The sequence below is a fragment of the Leptolyngbya sp. FACHB-321 genome (genome assembly GCF_014695975.1).
Taxonomy (GTDB): domain Bacteria; phylum Cyanobacteriota; class Cyanobacteriia; order Leptolyngbyales; family Leptolyngbyaceae; genus Stenomitos.
Window position 1 is genome coordinate 119,712 of sequence record NZ_JACJPI010000012.1, and the last position, 19,699, is coordinate 139,410.

Sequence of the window (19,699 nt, forward strand, 5' to 3'; positions counted from 1 at the left end):
TATAACTAGACAGTTTCACTTAATCACACTTTCAATCGTTAGTGCGATGACTCCATTCCAACCTAAACGACGACAGTTAGTTTACACCGTTGGAGGGGCACTAGCTCTAACACTTTTGGGCTGTAATCAACGGGAGCAAGCAATGATAACACTCTATACTTTTGGCGACTCGATTCTTGATTGCGGACACTACAACGAGTTTGGTGTGCATCCAGGGCAACTTCTGGTTCAGAATGACGATCGACTGTTTCCCGACTTTAAAGGTCAAGACCTCGCCTCACGTAGTTCTGCCCGCTTAGAACATCGTGCCTATGATGGCGCAACAGTTACACGTCTACCGGCTCAGACACAAGGGTTACGGGTTGAGGGAACGGCGCTCGCCCTGATCACCGTGGGCGGTAATGATCTCTTGCAGGGACTGATTCAAGATACAGGCGCAGGGATAACAACCTTTGCTACTGCCCTCGACACGTTTGTGCAGCAGCTACCCATCCGTCCTGTGCTATTGGGCAATGTCTACGATCCTACATTAGGAGATGACAGCCGCAATTTTTCAGGGGTTGATCCAGCGATCGCCCGTAAGAACCTCCAACGTATGAATACTGCCATTCAACAAATTGCTACTCGTTACGGGCAATTGGTTGATCTTCATGCTCATTTTCTCCAGGGTGATCCATCCTGGTTTACAGCGACGATTGAGCCAAGCCTGCGAGGTGCCTCGGAAATACGGCGGGCTTTTCTTCCCTTTGTCCTAAGCTAAAGCCGAATCACATCAGTATTTAAGCGATGCCATGACTTCATTGTAGGGAACGACCCCTGCAACTGCATGGCTGACCTGTTGAGCGACACGGGGATTCTGTTTCATTAACCAAATGAGCAGATAATTCATAAACGAAAATTTTCTGAATGCTTTGATGTTTAAACCAGCACGCAAATCGGCTTCAAAGTGAGATTCATACAGATATTGCCAGTTTTCTGCTGTCACAGCAGGAGTACGGCTCATGTTCACTGCTTGCGCGACATGAAAACCACTAAGGACAGCATTAGCAATCCCCTCACCTGTTAGTGGATCGGTCAAATTGGCTGCATCACCAATCCGGAGCACCTTCCCATCAGCCACTTTGTTTCCTTTTTTAGCAGTTGCTAGGGGGAATACTTTAGGTGGTTGCTGACTCACTACTTTGCTAAGTAGCTGTTGGGCAGCTTCATTTTTTTGAATGAATTGTTTAAATAGTTGAATCACATTTATGTTTAGCGTCTGGTATTCATCGAGCCAAACGCCAACACCAACATTCAATTTCACCAAATCGTGTTGTGTTGAGACAGGAAAGATCCAACCATAGCCATTTACACCTAAGCTGCGATCGAAATGAATTTGAGCTTCAGCCAACGCTGTTTCAGATAAATCTTGGCGCTTCACCATCCAATAGGCTCGAATGGCGATCGCAGTCACTTCACCCGCAGAAACACCCCGCGCATCAATAATCGTATCAAAGGCATCAAGTAAGCCCTGACGCTGCCAATCATTTTTGTGCACCGATTGGGTAAGAAAACAACAGCCTGCATCAATCGCTCTTTCATACAGGAGTTGATCAAACACAAGCCTGGGAATGCAATAAGCCTCCAGGTTTGTCGGTTCGCTATGAGAAATTTGATTGGAGACACCTAGGAAGAAATGGTGGATCGGGGCATACTCTGATGCTAATTTTCTAATGTCATGTGGGTAAATGCCCATCGTCGAAATAGATTGGATCGATTCAATACTGATGCCATCGCCACAGATTTTGTCTCTTGGAAACCCTTGTTTGTCAATCAAGGTAACATCATGCCCGCTTTTTGCCAGGTGATAGCCGGCTGAACAGCCAGCGGGTCCTGCACCAACGATCGCAATCTTAGACATGATTCAACCTCAATGAGCGATTAGCAAACGGCTCCGAAAGAAAAAGGCTGCTGGCTCACCTGACCAGTGAATTAACTGCTTCGCCATCGTCTGTACCTCCTGTTGCCGTCTAACTTTCTTATCTGAAAGGTAAACTCCTAGTAATGCCTGATTAATTAATTGATGAAAGCGCGTATGCGGCAATTGAGAAACGCTTTTAGTTGCCTTCTGCATAAAGTGTTTAAAGCGTTCCAACATATCATCATAATTTTTGTAGTAGAAACAGAAGTTCAGATCTCCATTCACCCGATCTTCTTCCTGGTCAATCAGATAGTCCAACAAAATATGCAATCCTTGCACCCAGGGGAAGTAACTATTTTTGACTTGCTCGATCAGACCATCTGATAATTTATGCTCAAAAGCATAAGCCACCAAGCAGAAAATGCCTAGAGTAGAGCCAGCACAAGCAGAAAATTCATACCACCGCATCTCAGGCAGTTGCGTCTGATGCAAGGCAAACCATGTTTTCAGGCGTGGTACTCGCTCTTCAACTCTGACGTGCTTGTGAACTTGTAAATCACAGTAGTAATGGGCTAGCTCATGTAAAGCTGGAGCGATCGTTGCATAATGCGGTAACTGACAAAGCACGTCCTGACAGGTTCGGACTAAGGCGTGTAAGTAGCCGCCATCCGCTTGATCACCGCGCATCCGGTAATAGTTTGTGTGCGGTGCTCCAGGTGTGAGTGCATCCACCAGGGATTCATGTAAGGCAGAAAAATCTTTGGGATCGAGCGAATCACTGCGATCGCATAAGTTGTCTAAATAATCACTAATTGTTTGATACGCCACAATAAATTTGATGGCTTCCTGGCAATGCTGTTTAGCAAGCAAGCCATAAATGGAGCCACCTTCACAGTGAAATTGTTTTACCTCAAGACTGTCTAACGCTTGTTTGCGAAGCTCAGGATTTGGTATTTTCTGTGCTTGAAATTCCCAGCTTTTTAAGTAACTCCGTACGGTTGGAATGACTTTAAGGCGAGTTTCTAACATCAACGTCCAGGGAGAAACCGGAATACTCATAAAAAATTAGCTTTCGGCGATCGCCCAACGTAACTGAACCTAGTGCTGTTACTTTAGAGAGGCTTCCACAGTTCACCCTCTTCATAGAGGCAGAGTTAAACACTTCTAATAATTCCTTTTGAAATGACATAAATGATTTAGAACTTGAGAAGCGAAGAGAAGCATTCGTGAGTTGGGTAGTTGCCTCCTTTATAAGGTTTTCTGTAAACAGAGATGGTTCTACAGATAGAGGTGCCTTAAACAAGAGAACTAGAAGCTTATGAGTAGACGTTAGAGGGCGCTACTTATGGGCAGGCGGCTTGTACTTTGGTTTATTTGGCTCAGCTTTGTGGCTTATACCGTCTGGCTTGCACCCCTCGATCACTCCTCTACCTGGTATCTAGGGCGTAAGTTAATTACCTTGCAGTGGGGCGACCTCAATGCATATATTCCGGCAATTTTTAGCTTGATGGGAGTGTTGCCGCTGGTCTATGCCTGCCTAATGTTTGCCGATGGTCGTATGCAAAAGTTTCGCGCTTGGCCCTATTTTGCTGGCTCAAATTTTACTGGAGTGATTTGCTTATTGCCCTATCTCCTGTTTCGTCGTCGCAATCAAGAGTTTTATGGCAAGAAAGACAAATGGCTTGAACTTTTCGATCGTCGCTCAACAGGAATTGTCTTGTTAATTAGTGCGATCGCCCTAATTATCTATGCCGTTGTTGCTGGTGATTGGCAAGACTACGTGCAACAGTTCCGCACTCAGCCTTTTGTCCATTTGATTTCATTAGATTTCTGCTTGATCTGTTTAATCTTTCCCATTACATCGCTGTTCGACGATGATATGGCACGACGCAACATTTACAGTGCGCGGCTTTTCTGGTCGGTTGCCCTCGTTCCGTTATTTGGACCGCTGGTTTATCTTTGTTTGCGTCCATCGCTTGGGGAAACTCAACCGAGCGATCGCACACGCCTAAGTAATGGACTAGAGGCGACTTAGACGTTAATAAGATGAAGCAGTGAAGAGACGAAGCGGTGTCACTTTTTCAGCCTCTTCCATTTCCATCATCTAGGGAAGTAGGCAATGCAAAGAACTGAGCAGTCAGCAAACATGGCAGCACTGCTTTGGTTCTGCATACTTGCTGCTGGCTCTGTTTTCGTTGCCACTGCTGGGCTGAGCTAGAAGGAAAGATGTCTAGCAGTTCTGATCGCGATCGCTAGATTCAGCGATCGCCGCAATACTTGACTAGCTTTTCGTTTGAGAGGAGTACAGCAATCTTTCAAGCATAATAACGGCTGTAAGCCAAACGAATCATGATGCATACCTTCGGGAATTTTTTAGCGGCTAGTTCTCCCTCGCTGCGATCGCTCTTCGCACCCTTTCTGCCCTCTGAGCCAGTGAGCGATCCACTGACAATTTTCCTGGTCATCATGACAATCATGCTGGTGGCTCCACTGCTGTTTGAGCGGATTCGGCTACCGGGCATTGTCGGCTTGATTCTAGCAGGCGTAATTGTGGGACCACACGGCTTCGGCTTTTTGGAACGAGACACCACGATCGTCCTTTTGGGTACGGTAGGGCTACTCTTTCTCATGTTTATGGCAGGGTTAGAAACTAGCCTGGACGACCTGAAATTTAACGCTAAGAAAGCAATAATTTTCGGCTTAGCAACCTTTGCAGTGCCAATGGCAATGGGGATTGTAGCCATGCGGCTGTTGGGATATCCCATGCTGGCATCTGTGCTAGTGGCATCATGCTTTGCCTCTCATACGCTACTGGCGCTGCCGATCGCTAGCAAACTGGGCATTATGCGATCGCAATCGGTCACCGTTACGCTAGGTGGCACCCTGATTACCAATGTTTTGGCATTACTGGTGCTGGCAGTTGTCGTCAAAGCCCAGCAGGGGAATCTCACGCTAAGTTTCTGGCTTTTCTTGCTTCCTTCCCTTGGTCTCTACACCTTCGCCACCTTATGGGGTGTCCCCAGACTAGGACGCTGGTTTTTCCGCCGCTTTGGGCATGACGAAGGAGCCGAATTTACCTTTGTGGTTGCCACCCTCTTTGTCGTCTCATACTTCGCCAAACTGATCGAGATTGAACCGATCATTGGTGCCTTTTTAGCAGGAATCGCGATTACTCAATTGATTCCGCAACTGAGCCCCCTAATGAATCGCATTCAGTTTATTGGCAATACGCTCTTTGTACCGTTTTTCTTGATTTCAGTTGGGATGCTGGTCAATCCGCTGATTTTGTTTCAAGAGCCACGATCGCTGCTGGTGTCTGCGGTCATGGTAGGGGTGGCGATCGTAGCAAAGTTTGTGCCTGCTTGGGGTGCCAGCAAACTATTCAAATTTGATTTCTCCAACATGATGGTGATTTTTGGGCTATCGGTTGCGCAGGCAGCATCAACGCTGGCAGCCATTACAGTTGCCTTCAACATTAAGCTGGTCGATCAACTGACGGTCAACGGTACGATCGCCATGATTTTAGTGACCTGCGTTGCTTCTCCCTGGATCACAGCACGCTGGGGAGAGGGCATGAAAGATAGCAGCCCAAAGGCACAACAAGCACAAGCAAGCGCTTTGTCCCAAGCAACGCCTCAATATCGTATTTTGGTGCCAGTGGCAAACCCCAGCACCGAAGACAATCTGCTGCAACTAGCGTTGATTTTGGCAAAAAGTACAGGCGGCACCTTGTTACCGCTCCATGTGTTATCAGATGCACATGCACCCGTCACTACTGAAGCAAAACTGCAACAAGAGCGCTTGTTAGCTGCTGCCGAGACGATCGCCCACGCCGCAGTGACAGATGTAGAGCCGATCGGCCGTGTGGATGATGCGATTGACAAGGGCATTTTACGAACGGCTCAAGAGCGCAACGCTACTCTGCTAATCTGTGGCTGGAAAGGCTATTCAACCTATCGGGATAATTTCTTTGGCAGCGTGATTGACAATGTTGCTCGTCGCACGTTGGTCCCTATGCTTATTACCCGCTTTCCACAGCCAATTCAGTCCACCCAGCGAATCTTTCTGGCGATCGCGGATGCAGAAGCAACAACGGTTAGTTTTCAACAAACGTTGGTTCTCACACGCACACTTGCAACCGAATTGAAAGCGTCCTTAAAGGTTTTGCAGCTTTTTTCTAATCCCCGTTCAGCAAATGCCGCTTATGCAATTCCTGGTCTCAGTGAAGACGTGCCAGTGCAAAAGATACGTGGCAACTTCGCGAATCAGGTTGCCCAGCTTCTAGAGAGAGATGATTTGCTGGTCATCATGCACAATGCCCGTCCCAAACGTTTAAATGAACCGACGCTTGGAGTAGAACCAGAGGCAATCGCCCGCCAGCATCCCGAGCTTTCCATCATCATTGCCCACTTTCCTCGTCTAGTGTAAAGTTCTCATCCCCTCATGGCTTAGTCTGTCATGCGATTGCTAATTGATTTACGCACAGTTTCAAAGGCAGTTTTAGTTTCTGAGCGAGCGCTGCCTCTACCTGACTAACTTGAATCACTGAAAGCTCGTATGCTTCTTGGGAAGGGAGGGGACAAAAGCCATTTAGCCCTTTGGCATCGAGTATGATAACAACCGATAGCGATCGCTGAGGGCTAAGCACTAATTTTGTGTTTTTTACCGTCACTGGCGGCAATCTTAAAGCAGCCTAGTACAGCAATGCTGCGCCTCTAGAGAATGTGTGGCGTTCTTAATTCAAATTGATATAAAAGCCTCATTCCCCGCTCATTCTGCTACTTTTGAGCAAGCGATTTCTGCACGCATTGCCACCGGAGATTTTTTACGATGATTCAGGTCACTCAGGCACCACAAAGCCCCGTTCTAGTCCAGCAGCAGTTCACCATTTCTGGTATTGCTTCACCCACTTATGCGGGTCGAACCCTGGCGTTGACCGTAGATAATCAATACAACGCGAAGGGTCCAGCGATCGATACAGATGGTAATTGGACGATCGGTTTTCTCTTTCAGCAGGCTGGTAGTCGCCGTTTGAAGATTGCGATCGACAGTGAAAGTGCTGAAGTTGTCGTGCAGGTTGTCACAACACCTCCGCCGCCAGCCAATCGGTTGCGTTTTATTACTGTACCCCAGCCCATTACGGTCGGTCAGACGTTTGTCTTTACTGGTGAAGCAGACGGCTATGCCAATGACGCTCAACTGTTGCTACGTGCTGACCAAAAATATGAGCTAGCCCGTCCTACGGTACAAGTTGGGAAATGGCAGGCAGTTGTCGGTTTTAACCAGGCAGGTAGCCGCTTGCTCGAAATTATTGGGGCAGGGCAGGATCGGGCACAAGTTACTATCACCGTTACAGGTACGACCCCACCCCGATCGCCTCGAGTTAGCTTTACTAACCTGCCGCAGGGCGTTAGAACTGAACAAGTAATCGTCTTACAGGGTAATGCTGCGGGCTACAGCGATGGCGCAGAGTTAGTGCTGAGGGCGGATCAGCGAACGGAGCTAGCGCGTCCGAAGGTGCAGGCAGGACAATGGCAGACAACAGTTCTCTTCCATCAGTCAGGCAAGCGCTTGATTGAAATTATTGGCTCTGAACAAGACCGTGCCCAAATTACGCTAGATGTACAGGCTGCGCCATCCTCACTGCAACTCTTTCCACGTACTGCCTGGACAACGCAGGCAACACCAACCTCGCTGCCAGATCTTCAGCCACAACGCATCACACTGCACCATACGACCTTTACAGCCCTTGCTGTAAATGCGTCGCAAGCGCAAGAAGTTGCCCGTATGCAGTCTCTTTGGAGTAGCAACGTTAACGGCAACGGCTGGAGTGATCTCGGCTACCACTACATCATCATGCCCAGTGGTCGAATCTATGTCGGGCGATCAGAGCGGAAGCGTGGTGCCCACGATGTGATTAACGATGGTCTGGGAATAGCTTTTGATGGTTTATATACAACCGCAACAATCACAAATCAGCAATTTCAGTCTGCGATCGCCCTTTGCACCCAACTTTGTCAACGCTATGGCTTCAAAGATCCCGTGACTCCCGTACCCACACCAACGGCTGACTTTGGCACTCGTAACATCCCCCTAATCTGCGGTCATCGTGATCGGGTTGCAACTGCCTGCCCTGGGTCAGAAGGTGGGAGGACAGTTCGACTGGCAGAAATCCGTCAAACAGTCAAAACAAAACTGTAGGCACATAGTCATGTACCTACAGTGCAAATAATTTAATGTCAATATACTAGGTTTGCCCTTGCTCTCATCCAAGTTCAAGACTTAAGCAATGTGTACCACAGTCGAAGAAGAAGCTCTGATCCCTATCTTCTTTCAAAAAAGCTAAGGATGAAATAGTCAGTTGTTGCTATCAGCATGGCTCTAAAGCTTGAGTTCAGAGCCATGCTAATCAACAAAGGCTAAACAATACCAGGACCTTTACGTGATGGTTCTTCGGTGGTTTCTTCTTCTTTTCTCGCGTCACCCGGAGTTTCGTAATACATTTCGGGTTCAACAGCATAGTTGTTCAGCAAACCTTCTTTATCAACCGTGTAGCCGCCTTCTGTATGCACGCTCTCAGAGTTGTCTTCGGTCGGATGCGTCTTGAAGTTCTCGCCTTCTCTTTCCTTACGAGCCGCCGTTTCCGCCGGAATAATACCTCTATCGTAAGAATCTTCTTCTACTCGAGCAGACGTATCTTTAGCGTTACCCATAACGGTCTCCTTTTATATTAAACAATTGCCCCACTAACATACCGTGCTATAAACGTATACCCTACTACCGTTGGTATTGGATGTGGGCTGCAGAAAGGTGTTTCTTGCGAGAGATGTTTGGATTAATAGAGGTTTATATCCCTAAACCTGATACCTACGCCTCATGCTTTACCCTGACTGAGTCTGCTGAACTTTATGAAGGCATGGTTGTAATTTACGTTTGTGCCGTACGGCTACCGCGATCGTGAAAGATTTCCGCTATGAAAGTTGCCCTTATTCATGACTATTTGCGAGAGTATGGTGAGGCGGAGCGCGTCTTGCAAGTGCTGCATCAGATGTATCCCAATGCACCTGTGTACACAGCCTTTGTTGACCGCAAGCGTTTAGGCGATGCGATCGCCCTCTTTGATGGTTGGGATCTTCGTACTGCACCCTCGCAGCAGCTACCAGGCATTACACGCTATCACCAGCTATGGAAGGCGTTGCTACCCTACTACTGGGAGTCATTGGACTTATCAGCCTACGACCTGGTGATTTCTTCATCAGGGCAGTATCTCAGCAAATCTGTGTTGACCCGCGCTGAAACACTGCACGTTAGCTACTGCCATACGCCACCACGTGATCTTTGGGACGCACCTCAAACGACTGGCGATCGCCACTGGCATCAGCAATGGATGCAGATGCATCTGCGGCAATACGACTTTTATGCCTCTCAGAGAGTCGATCGTTTTATCACAAACTCTGAAGTGGTGGCGCGGCGCATTCGCAAGTTCTACCGTCGCCCCGCTGCGGTCATTCCCCCACCTGTCAGCATTCATGGTCGCGGTGAAGCGGGCAATGACTATTACCTCTATGTTGGAGCTTTAACCCCGCAGCAGCACGTTGATCTAGCGATAGCTGCCTGCACTCAGAGCGATCGTCCCCTTTGGGTCATTGGCGCTGGCAGTGAGAGGGCAAGGCTTGAGCAGTTGGCTGGGCAACACGTCCGTTTTCTAGGCGATGTACCGGATGAGGCAATGGCAGATATTTATGCTCACGCCAAAGCGCTACTCATTCCCTGTCCAACGGCTGACTTTGATTTTGCTGCTGTCAAAGCAATGGGGCATGGCGTTCCCGTGATTGCTTCCGCGTTAAGTGGCATCCGCGAGATCATTTTGAATGATCGCACGGGATTGCTGTTCTCTGAATCGACTGTAGAGAGCCTTTGTCGCGCGATCGCCCAATTTGAGGGGCGACGGTTTTCGTCTCAAGCGTGTATCGAACGCGCACGCGAATTTGCCGAACCTGTCTTTATTTCTAAGCTGGAGTGGTTTATTGCTCAGGCGATCGACGAGCACAAAGCGCCGCTAGTCCAAGAATCGTTTTCTACATCAGCCATCTAGCGTTTAAGCAACAGAACGGGTGCCAATTTAACTTTTAGGCTTGCTGACCTAAGTTGTTTCAGTCCAAATTCTGTAGGTGCTACGTCCGCCTGCTTTCGCCTGATAAAGTGCCTGGTCGGCTGCTTGGATCAGGCTTTGAGGGGTTGTATCCTGGTTAGGAACTAGGCTGGCAATACCCAAACTGAGAGTAACGTGAGCGGCAACACCAGAAGCCTCATGCGGCAGATGAATTTGTTGCAACTGGTGCAGCAGTCGTTGAGCAATAGTTGCTGCACCAGTCTGAGGCGTGTTGGGTAAAAGGATGGCAAATTCCTCGCCGCCATAGCGGGCTGCTAGATCAGTAGAACGCCGTATAGACTCTTGCAGCACCTGAGCGACTTGAGCCAAGCAGCGATCGCCTGCGAGATGACCGTACGTATCGTTGTAGCGCTTAAAGAAATCGATATCACACAAAATGAGGGATAGCGGCTGTTGTGACCGTGTCAAGCGTTGCCACTCACTTTGAAGAGACGCATCAAAGTGGTGGCGGTTAGCGATCTGGGTCAAACTATCTGTGGTTGCCAATCGTGTCAGCGCTTCATTCGCTGTCTGCAATTGTTGGTAAAGTTCAGCCTGCTGAATGGCGATCGCCAACTGATCGGCAATGGTTTGAAGCAACACCACTTCCCATTCTTGCCAGGAAGAGCTAACTGCATCCCTGACCAGCCCCAAGCTCCCCCAAACATCGGCACTCACTCGCAACGGCACCAGCAGCGCTGACGCTGGAAACATCTGTGTCAGGCTGGGACACTGCCTTTCACCATAGCGTGTGTCTAGAAGGCAACCATCCTCCCAGTGTTCTAAGGGGGTAGCGCAGGCAGCACCAGCACTCAAACTTGGCTTCATCGCTTGAGTTAACGTGACGGTTTGACAGTAGCTGGCAACCGTGACCCAACACTGCCGTTCGGGGCGATACTGCACCACTTTGACCAGCGGCACTTGCAGAAGTACGGCAATTTCCTTCGCTGCCACAGCAAAAATCGTCTCTAAGTCAAGCGAGTGGCGCATCGACTGCACAATCTGATTGCGGGCGTGTTCTCGTTGCGCCTGCTGCTTCACCTGCTGATACAGTCGGTTTTGACGAATGGCATAACGCAGGGTGCGCTCCAGACTGGCGGTGCTAATGTCATCTTTAGACAGGAACTCCGTTGCGCCTAGCTGCATGGCTTTTAGATCGAGCTGACGATCGGCAGCGGAGCCAGTCAGAAAAATAATGGGAGCCTGACAGCCATTGCTCAGTGCCTGCTGCAAAATTTCTAAGCCTGTGTGAGCGCCCAAGTGATAGTCAAGTAAGTAAACATCGTGAGACTGACACGCCATCGCTGTGAGAGCCGAATCATAGTCTGACACCCACTCCAGCTCAAAGTGAGGGGTTTGGACATCTGCTAAAAAATCACGAGTGACGCAGTAGTCATCCTCGTTATCTTCTACCAAAAGTACTCGATAGCTGTTGTCCATAGTGTCCCTCTGAATGCCATGCCACCGATTTGAGAATTGCGAGTTCTAATGCAAGTCCTAAGATGGCAGGCGCATTGTTATAAACCAATAGTGATAAAGGGTCTGTGTCATTTGTAGCAGGTCTTCAAACGATTCGGGCTTGGTGGTACAGGCATTGGCTCCTAAGTCGTAGCTGCGCTCAATATCTGATCGTGCCGTTGAAGTAGTGAATACCACAACCGGAATTCTGCGGAGGATGGGATCAGTCTTAATCTCCTGAAGGACTTCATAGCCATTCTTACGCGGCATCCTAAGATCAAGCAAGATCAAATGTGGTTGGGGCGTCATTTCTACGTCCACATATTTTCCTTGATGGCGAAGAAATTGGATTAAGGCTTCGCCATCTTCAACTAGAAATAGATCGACCACTGCTGTTTCTTCCCAAGCCGCTTGAAGTAAGAGGCGATCGTCAGGGTTATCGTCAGCGGCAACAAGAACAAACCGTTTTGAGGGGGTCATATAAAAGACAGTGTGCTTAAACCATTGGCAGCGTGACGATGAAGGTTGATCCGTGCCCTACAACACTTTGAGCAACAATACTGCCACCGTGACGTTCGACAATCTTGCGGCAAAGGGCAAGCCCCATCCCAGTGCCTTCAAACTCATTGCGCCCATGCAAGCGTTCAAACGCACCAAAAATGCGATCGCGGTATTGCTCCTCAAACCCAATCCCATTGTCTTCTATTAGAAGTTGGTAGGTGCGATCGCGTTCTGTTTGCACTGAATTCAGGCTGTAAATTTTTACCACTGGAGCAGCTTCACCATGAAACTTGAGCGCATTGCTAATCAAATTTTGCAACAGTTGCGTTAGCTGCGTTGAGTCTCCCTGCACAGTCGGTAGCTCACCCACCTCAATACGTCCCCCTGTACGCTGAAATTGCATACCCAGATTGGACATCACCTCAGTCACAACTTGAGCCAAAACAACGGGTGCAAAGGGTTTGGCATCAGTTGTGACTCGTGAGAGCGTCAACAAATCATCAATCAGTGTTTGCATTCGTTGGGTCGCTTTCTGAATCCGGTCTACATAGTCCTGCCCGCGCTCGTCCAACAGCCCTTTGCACTTTGTTTGCAATAAAGAGCAAAAATTGCGAGTGGTACGGAGAGGTTCTTTTAAATCATGGGAGGCAATGTAGGCAAAGCTCTGTAATTCCTGGTTGCTCCGCTCTAGTTCGAGCATTAACTGCTTTAGCTCGGTGTCTGCCTGCCTCGCCTCTGTAACATCACGGGTAGTTACCAGGACTGTTTCGATCGCGCCAGTTCGTCCAAACTCAGGTACAACACGGGCTTGGTAGTGCCTGAGTTCGTGAGGAGTGGGAAGGCTGAATTCAAATCGATTGACCGTGCCTGTGGCAAATACCTGCTGCGCACAGGCATCCCATAGCTGGAGATACTCCACCGGAAAGCCTAACGCTTGATGAGTTTTGCCCAAGAAAACATAGGGCGATAAGCCCGTTGCCGATTCCACTGCTGGGCTGACATACACACACCGAAGGTCACGATCGAACCGAGAAATGATATCCGGCGAGTTTTCTGCCAGGGTACGGAACTCTTGCTCTCGACGGAACAAGGCTTCTTCAGCCTGACGACGCTCGGTAATATCGATCGCAATCCCTCCGACCAGGCGTTGCCCGGAGCGATCAATCAGGGGAAACTTGTACACCAAAAACTCTCCAATTGTGCCATCCGACCGGGGCGCTGACTCAACCACTTCAACTGACTGTTGCGTGGTAGCAACGTCTTGAATAGTCTGAATAAATTGTTGGGCGATCGCCGCATCAAAAAGCTCAAAAATGCTTCTACCAACAATATCGGTAGTTGGCAACGCAAACATCTGACTATAGGTTTGACTAAGAAAAACAAAGCATCCGTCTGTGTCTGTAATCCAAGAAGCGGCTGGACTATTGTTCATGAACGCCTGAAAACGGGCTTCACTCTCTCGGAGGGCTAGTTCTGCTTGTTTCAAGTTAGTAACATCAGTAAAGGACGCGACTACCGCATAGGGTTGAGCTTCACTAAGATGGAACATCGGTTGCGCGTTAACGGATATCCAGGTGAGCGAACCATTTAGTTTGTACACGCCCATAATGACGTTGGACTGAGGTTGTCCCGTACGGAGTGCCATCATCGTCGGATGCGTTTCTCCTGGAAAGGGCGACCCATCTTCATGTATGACGCGCCAATGAGAATCAATGGAAGTTAGCCCCATCATCTGCTCTCTGGACAACCCCAGGATCAATTCTGCACTCGCATTGCAGGTCGTAATTTTGCCGTCTGCCTGTTGCAGTACAATGCCTTCTGCAACAGAAGCAATCACTGAGCGATAGCGTTTTTCACTCTCCCGCAGAGCTAGTTCTGCCTGTTCGCGTTCTGCTTCAATGCGCTTGCGATCGCTGATATCGCTGCCAATGCCAAGAAACCCGGTTAATTGCCCATCTGAGTCATGCAAGGCAGTGACAGAGAGCAGAATGGGAAAGCGGGAACCATCTTTGCGAAGGTAAGACCACTCACGCACGTCAACGATGCCACGACGGGCTTTTGCCACAAAGACAGAAAACCCTGGTGCCACTGGGCTGCCAAACTCCTGAGAGAGCACTTGAGCATACTGCGCCACCTCAGTTGGCTCATGGATGAGCGTTAATGGTTCGATGCCAACCACTTCGCTGGCGGCATAGCCGAGCGATCGCTCAGCCGCCGCATTGAAAGCAATAATTGTGCCATCGACAGTAGTCGCAATGATCATGTGATTCGCGCCATCCAGAATTGCCTGCTGTAAGGCAGCAAGTTCTTGCAGTCTTTCCTCAGCAAGGGTGCGGGCAAAGAGTTCACACTGCAAGCGATCGTTTGCTTGGGCTAATTCATGTGTCCGCTCGGCAACCTGACGTTCTAACGAGACGTTTGCAAACGCTAATCGCTGCTCAGCTGCCTCGAGCTGTTGTTTGATCCGCTGTTGCTGACGTTCTTGCTGATTTAGCAAGTAAGCATTGCGCCAGATGACACTGAAAAATGCAGTTGCAATCATGACAATGCGTCCGGCGTACCCAAAGGCAGACTCATACCACCCGAATTGTTCGCCTTGAAAGGTGAGCCAGTTAATGCCCAGTGGAATGGCGATCGCCCACGGGAGGAGCGATCGCGCCATCACTCCGCCTGCTAGCGGACTAGTGACTATGCCCATTAAGCCCTGGTCTGGACGAGACAGTAGCAATCCCATACAAAGACCCATGAACGCCACAGCCGTTGGCGCTGCCATAGCGATGACCTGTGTGATGAGCCTGTAGGTGGGACTAATACCAAACAAGTGCCCCATGAGCGGCAACAAAGCAATTAAGTAAATGAGATAGCTCAAACTCTGTGCCAGCCAAGCACTCGATCGTGTGTTCTGCCTGAGCAAGCAAAGGGTAGTACCAACCAACACAAAATTGAACGCTACGTTTTCCCCCATTCGTCCTGGGTAAGGCGTTGGTGTTAATGGAGCTGTGTCTCGAAACAGTAGCTCATCAATGCCCAGGTGCCACCCAAAGCAAGATTGACTAAGGGTCAGTAGCCCAACCAGAATCACACTCAAGGCTAAACTCGTGCTCATCCAGCCCAGTCGCTTTTTTAACCGCGCCGCTCTCACCCTCGGCTCAAGCTGTAACAGCCCTAGCGACAAGCCTGCCAACAGAAAGCAGAGCGCTGTATTCGCTTTCATGGTTGAAGGGCTATTAGGATAGCCACTCTTAAGCAGTGGAATATCGTACTGCCAGCCCAGCAAAACGAGTATTGCCGACAAGAGAACAAAAACAAGACTGCCTCTGCTAAGCCACTCTGAAGAGACAACACTGGCAGTCAAAGAGGCTCGTCTTTCTAAACCTGGATTAAAACGCATAAAGATCTTCAGGCAATTCAGGGGGAAACAGTACTACTGCCGTCAGGGGCAAGCTTAAGATGCCCAAAAACAGCGGTTTACTCTTTGCCAAGATCATGCGTCAACCCGTGTCGCTGTCTTAAGTGATTGATGCCAAATCTAGTTCACTCAAATTTAGTGGCGCTGTCTCGCACGTATACAGCTCAATCCCTTACTTACAATGCAAGATTGGCACTACCAGGCGCTAACGAATTTTAACACTCCGCTAACAGGTGCATAAAGTACGCTAGTAATCCTCTGTTCTTGGGGATATGAGTATTAATACAACAGTTCTGCAAAACAAGCTCGGTCAAAATCCATTTCGATTAGACTTAAGGTATTTTAAGCAACGTTTAGCTAAAGGACAGGTAGATGGGTTTAGCGAGGACTTTGCAAGCGAGATTACTGCCGAATCGATCGCTCTGGGGACTGCTCCTGCTACTTGTTGCCGGGTTTTTAGGTAATTATTTTCGATGGACTTTATTTTTTGATATTGATTTTCTGTTTGGTTCGATCGCTGTTTGGCTAGTGGTGTGCTTGTACGGAGTGCGCTGGGGCACCGTTGCGGCTTTCCTTGCTGGGCTTTGTACGTATATCATTTGGCACCATCCCTACACAACACTGACGTTTACTCTCGAAGCCCTGTTTGTAGGCTGGCTGTTTCACCGTCGGCAACAGAATAATATCGTCTTGCTGGATGCTGTCTTCTGGCTGCTTATCGGCATGCCGCTTGTGTGGTTTTTTTACGCCATCATTCTGCATGTTGATTCAACGCAAGCATTCATTATTCTCTTAAAGCAACCCGTTAATGGTGTTTTCAACGCCCTCATTGCCAGTCTGTTGCTGACGCATCTGCCGCTACATCGCTGGGTCGCTCGCCCACCCGCCATTAGCACCCTGACGCTGCAACAAACCCTTTTTAATTTGCTGGTCGCCTTTGTCATGGTGCCCACCTTACTCTTGATTGTGCTAGCAAGTCATCAAGTGGTGGATGACATTAGAATGACCGCTCAGTCAGACCTGAACGATGCCTCCCGCTACCTTACGGTTGAGGTGCGTACCTGGTATGAGCAACGGTTAGGAGCAGTGCATGAGCTTGCGAAGGTAGCACTAGACACTGCCATTCAAAGCGGTACTTTACGTCAGGATGCAGAATTTGCTCAACGGATTTTTCCAGACTTTCAACATCTTCACGTTTTAGACGAAACTGGACAACGCCTTTTAGATGTTGGTTATGACGCTGCCTTAGATAGCTTCGATGACAATGTTTATTTTGAGCAGTTGCAGCGATCGCCCCAGCCGTTTCTTTCCTCAGCCCGCCGACGAAACCAGTCTGCCAAGCCAACCGTACTAATCGGTGTGCCCATACGAAAAGACGGCAGGTTGATCGGTGCAGTCTTAGGTGAGCTTGACCTAAAGTTTGTCACGACCCTCTTCCGAGCCAATGTAGGGGAGCAGGCGCTCAACATTACGCTGCTCGATCAACAACAGACGGTCGTTGCCAGCACTCAGGCTGAGTGGATTGGCGCTAAATCGTTTGATTGGCGCAAGCAGGGAACGGTGCGATCGATCGGTGACCAAACTTATCACTGGTTGCCCACAATGGGCAGTCCGTTGGTGATGGTGCAGTGGAGTCGATCGCTCTTTGTCAAAGAAGCGACCATTAGCAGTGAATTTCCCTGGGTGCTGCTGGTGCAAATGGCTGCCACCCCCCATGTAAGGCATATTGAGCAAGTGCACATCCAGAATATGGCAATCCTGCTGTTAGTGTCTGGTTTTGCTCCTATTGCCGCCTTTTTAGTCAGCCGCCAACTGGTCAAGCCAGTCTCTCAGTTGGCTCATATCACCACTAACTTACCGGATAAATTACTCGAACAAGCACCCATTCCCTGGGCGCAGAGCCAAGTGACTGAGTTTGCCCTCCTGGCACAAAACTTTCGCTTGATGGCAGCCAGCTTGCAGCAAAAATTTGGTGAAATTCACCAGGCAAATGCAACGCTAGAGCACCGTGTACAAGAGCGAACCCAGGCGCTTCAGCAGACCAATGTTGCCTTGCAAGAAAGCGAAGAACGCTTCCGACAAATGGCAGAAAACATTCGAGAAGTGTTTTGGATGGGGTCAGTTGATAAAGATGCCCTTTTGTATATCAGCCCCGCTTATGAGGAAATCTGGGGACGTACTTGCCAAAGCCTTTTTGAGACACCGCAGTCATTTGTTGATGCCATTCATCCAGACGATCGCCCACGGGTAATAGCTGCTTTCGCCCAACAAATTCAAGGCACTTACAGCGAGGAGTACCGCATTATCCAGCCTAATGGTTCCATCCGCTGGATTTGGGATCGAGCGTTTCCCATCTGTAATGCAGCAGGCAGAGTTTATCGGCTGGTCGGCGTCGCACAAGATATTACCGAGCGGAAACAAGCAGAGACCGTGGTGCGGCAGCAAGCAGAGCGAGAACGGTTGCTGGGTACGATCGCACTCCACATCCGGCGATCGTTAAACCTGGACGACATCCTCAACACGACTGTGGCTGAGATACGCGAGTTCTTGCAAACCGATCGCGTCATCGTCTACCAGTTTCAGGCCGATTGGAGCGGCATTGTCATTGTCGAGTCGGTGGCAGAAGGCTGGCAGTCAATTTGGGCTAGACAGATTAAGGATGCCTGCTTTGCTGAAATAAACGTAGAAGACTATAAACATGGGCGCACTCAAGCCATTTCTGACATCTATGCAGAGGGCTTGGCAGCTTGCTATGTTGAGCTGCTAGCCCAACTACAAGTGCGGGCAAATCTGGTTGTACCCATTCTCCAGGGCGATTTGCTTTGGGGTTTGCTAGTGGCACAGCAATGCCGCGCTCCACGCTCCTGGCAACATTCAGAGATCGACTTTCTTAAGCAGTTAGCGATTCAGGTGGCGATCGCCATTCATCAATCAGAACTCTATCAGCATGAACAGCGGCTCAATACCATACTTGAGCAACAGGTAGAAGAACGCACGGCTCAATTGCAGCAGGCATTGCGATACGAAGCACTGGTTAAACGGATGACCGATAAAGTCCGGGATAGCCTGGATGAAGCGCAAATTCTGCAAACGGCAGTGGAAGAATTGGTGCACGGTTTGGAGCTTTACGGCTGTGATACTGCCCTATTTAACTTTGAACAGGGCACGATGACGATTGCTCATTCATATACAAATGGGGCGTTTGCATCACAGCCAGAAGTCACGCTCGCGACCCACTTTTCTGATATTTATCCACAGTTACTCAATGGGCAGAGCCTTCAGTTTTGTGAGCTAGCCCCGAAATTTATGGATTCAGCCTGGCAGCCTAGCGCTATCTTTGCCTGCCCAATGATTGACGACCAAGGCGTTTTAGGTAAGCTACGGCTGTTTCGCTCTCGCAACGCAGTCTTTAGCGAACCTGAGATTCGGTTAGTCTTACAAATTGCCAATCAGTGCGCGATCGCACTCCGTCAAGCGAGGCTTTACGAGACGGCACAAATACAGGTCAAAGTGCTGGAGGAGCTTAACCAACTAAAAGATGATTTCCTGAGCACCGTCTCACATGAGCTACGCACACCCATCTCTAACATGAAGATGGCAATTCATATGCTTAAAACGCAGCCAACAGAAGAGCGCCGCGATCGCTACATGGAAATTTTGCAAAGGGAGTGTGCGAGAGAAGCCGAACTCATTAACGATTTGCTTGACCTCCAGCGATTAGCATCGGGTACGAGAGTGCTAGAACTTGAAGCGATCGTGCTGCAAGAATGGCTGGAGGAGTTGATCGAACCCTTCCAAGAACGGACTCAAAGCCGACAACAAACGCTTCGGGTCAACATCGCTCCTGGTCTATCGGTTTGGACATCTGATCGCGCTAGCCTCAGCCGTATCCTGGCGGAGCTATTGAATAACGCCTGCAAATATACACCGCCTGGAGAAACGATCGACCTCTTCGTACAGCCAGTTAGTGCAACAACAAGCGATAACACTACAGCTCAAGGAAATTTGCTGGCGTTGCCTGCTACTCGCCTCAGGCTGAGTGTCTGTAATTCAGGCGTTGAAATTCCGGCTCAAGCACTCTCTCATATTTTTGAAAAGTTTTATCGGATTCCAGGCGGCGATCTCTGGAAGCAAGGAGGCACGGGCTTAGGGCTGGCACTGGTGCAGAAGTTAACAGAACATATTGGCGCAACTATTCAAGTAGAGAGCTATTCTAACCGTACTTGTTTTGTCGTCGAGCTTTGAGCGCAAGTAGCTTATTCTTCTTTAGCAGGCAATC

Annotated in this window: 13 protein-coding genes; 7 read left to right on the forward strand and 6 right to left on the reverse strand. The window is 49.1% G+C overall.

The annotated features are described in order from the left end of the window. Positions 1 to 46: 46 nt before the first annotated feature. Positions 47 to 760, forward strand: a complete 714-nt coding sequence (locus tag H6F76_RS01375; protein ID WP_190505259.1) for an SGNH/GDSL hydrolase family protein — start codon at positions 47 to 49, stop codon at positions 758 to 760. A gap of 12 nt (positions 761 to 772) precedes the next feature. On the opposite strand, the gene H6F76_RS01380 is transcribed toward H6F76_RS01375, so the two are convergent. Then, positions 773 to 1,900, reverse strand: a complete 1,128-nt coding sequence (locus H6F76_RS01380) for an NAD(P)/FAD-dependent oxidoreductase (protein WP_190505261.1) — start codon at positions 1,898 to 1,900, stop codon at positions 773 to 775. A gap of 9 nt (positions 1,901 to 1,909) precedes the next feature. Beyond that, entirely contained in the window at positions 1,910 to 2,959 is a 1,050-nt protein-coding gene (locus H6F76_RS01385; RefSeq protein WP_190505263.1) for a tetraprenyl-beta-curcumene synthase family protein, read from the reverse strand. Positions 2,960 to 3,245: 286 nt separating this feature from the next. Here H6F76_RS01385 and H6F76_RS01390 point away from each other — a divergent pair, with 286 nt between their 5' ends. From H6F76_RS01390 to H6F76_RS01400, 3 genes are all read left to right on the forward strand, one after another. Continuing rightward, entirely contained in the window at positions 3,246 to 3,935 is a 690-nt protein-coding gene (locus H6F76_RS01390; protein ID WP_190505266.1) for a DUF2834 domain-containing protein, read from the forward strand. 317 nt (positions 3,936 to 4,252) lie between these two features. Further along, positions 4,253 to 6,328 (forward strand): cation:proton antiporter, encoded by a 2,076-nt coding sequence (locus H6F76_RS01395; RefSeq protein ID WP_190505304.1) that lies wholly within the window; start codon positions 4,253 to 4,255, stop codon positions 6,326 to 6,328. 402 nt (positions 6,329 to 6,730) lie between these two features. Then, positions 6,731 to 8,101 carry a peptidoglycan recognition family protein gene (locus H6F76_RS01400; protein ID WP_190505268.1) on the forward strand — a complete coding sequence of 457 codons (1,371 nt, stop codon included), beginning with the start codon at positions 6,731 to 6,733 and terminating at the stop codon, positions 8,099 to 8,101. A gap of 218 nt (positions 8,102 to 8,319) precedes the next feature. Here the strand turns inward: H6F76_RS01400 and H6F76_RS01405 are convergent, their stop codons facing one another. Continuing rightward, positions 8,320 to 8,613 (reverse strand): hypothetical protein, encoded by a 294-nt coding sequence (locus H6F76_RS01405; RefSeq protein ID WP_190446483.1) that lies wholly within the window; start codon positions 8,611 to 8,613, stop codon positions 8,320 to 8,322. A gap of 113 nt (positions 8,614 to 8,726) precedes the next feature. On the opposite strand from H6F76_RS01405, the gene H6F76_RS30815 reads away from it, so the two are divergent. Both H6F76_RS30815 and H6F76_RS01410 read left to right on the forward strand, forming a co-directional pair. After that, positions 8,727 to 8,861 carry a hypothetical protein gene (locus H6F76_RS30815; protein ID WP_277881168.1) on the forward strand — a complete coding sequence of 45 codons (135 nt, stop codon included), beginning with the start codon at positions 8,727 to 8,729 and terminating at the stop codon, positions 8,859 to 8,861. 12 nt (positions 8,862 to 8,873) lie between these two features. Beyond that, on the forward strand, positions 8,874 to 9,995 hold the full coding sequence (locus H6F76_RS01410; RefSeq protein WP_190505270.1) for a glycosyltransferase: 1,122 nt from the start codon (positions 8,874 to 8,876) through the stop codon (positions 9,993 to 9,995). Positions 9,996 to 10,043: 48 nt separating this feature from the next. Here H6F76_RS01410 and H6F76_RS01415 read toward each other — a convergent pair whose 3' ends face one another. Genes H6F76_RS01415 through H6F76_RS01425 form a run of 3 tightly spaced genes read right to left on the reverse strand, consistent with a single transcriptional unit; the run spans position 10,044 to position 15,402 of the window. Further along, positions 10,044 to 11,492 carry a diguanylate cyclase gene (locus H6F76_RS01415; protein ID WP_190505272.1) on the reverse strand — a complete coding sequence of 483 codons (1,449 nt, stop codon included), beginning with the start codon at positions 11,490 to 11,492 and terminating at the stop codon, positions 10,044 to 10,046. 57 nt (positions 11,493 to 11,549) lie between these two features. Beyond that, positions 11,550 to 11,990, reverse strand: coding sequence for a response regulator (locus H6F76_RS01420; RefSeq protein WP_190505274.1), 441 nt, complete (start codon positions 11,988 to 11,990; stop codon positions 11,550 to 11,552). A 16-nt stretch (positions 11,991 to 12,006) separates the two neighbouring features. After that, entirely contained in the window at positions 12,007 to 15,402 is a 3,396-nt protein-coding gene (locus H6F76_RS01425) for a PAS domain S-box protein (RefSeq protein ID WP_190505276.1), read from the reverse strand. 408 nt (positions 15,403 to 15,810) lie between these two features. Here H6F76_RS01425 and H6F76_RS01430 point away from each other — a divergent pair, with 408 nt between their 5' ends. Further along, a complete protein-coding gene (locus H6F76_RS01430) occupies positions 15,811 to 19,665 on the forward strand; it encodes a GAF domain-containing protein (RefSeq protein ID WP_190505278.1) in 3,855 nt (1,284 codons plus the stop codon). The last annotated feature ends 34 nt before the right edge of the window (positions 19,666 to 19,699 follow it).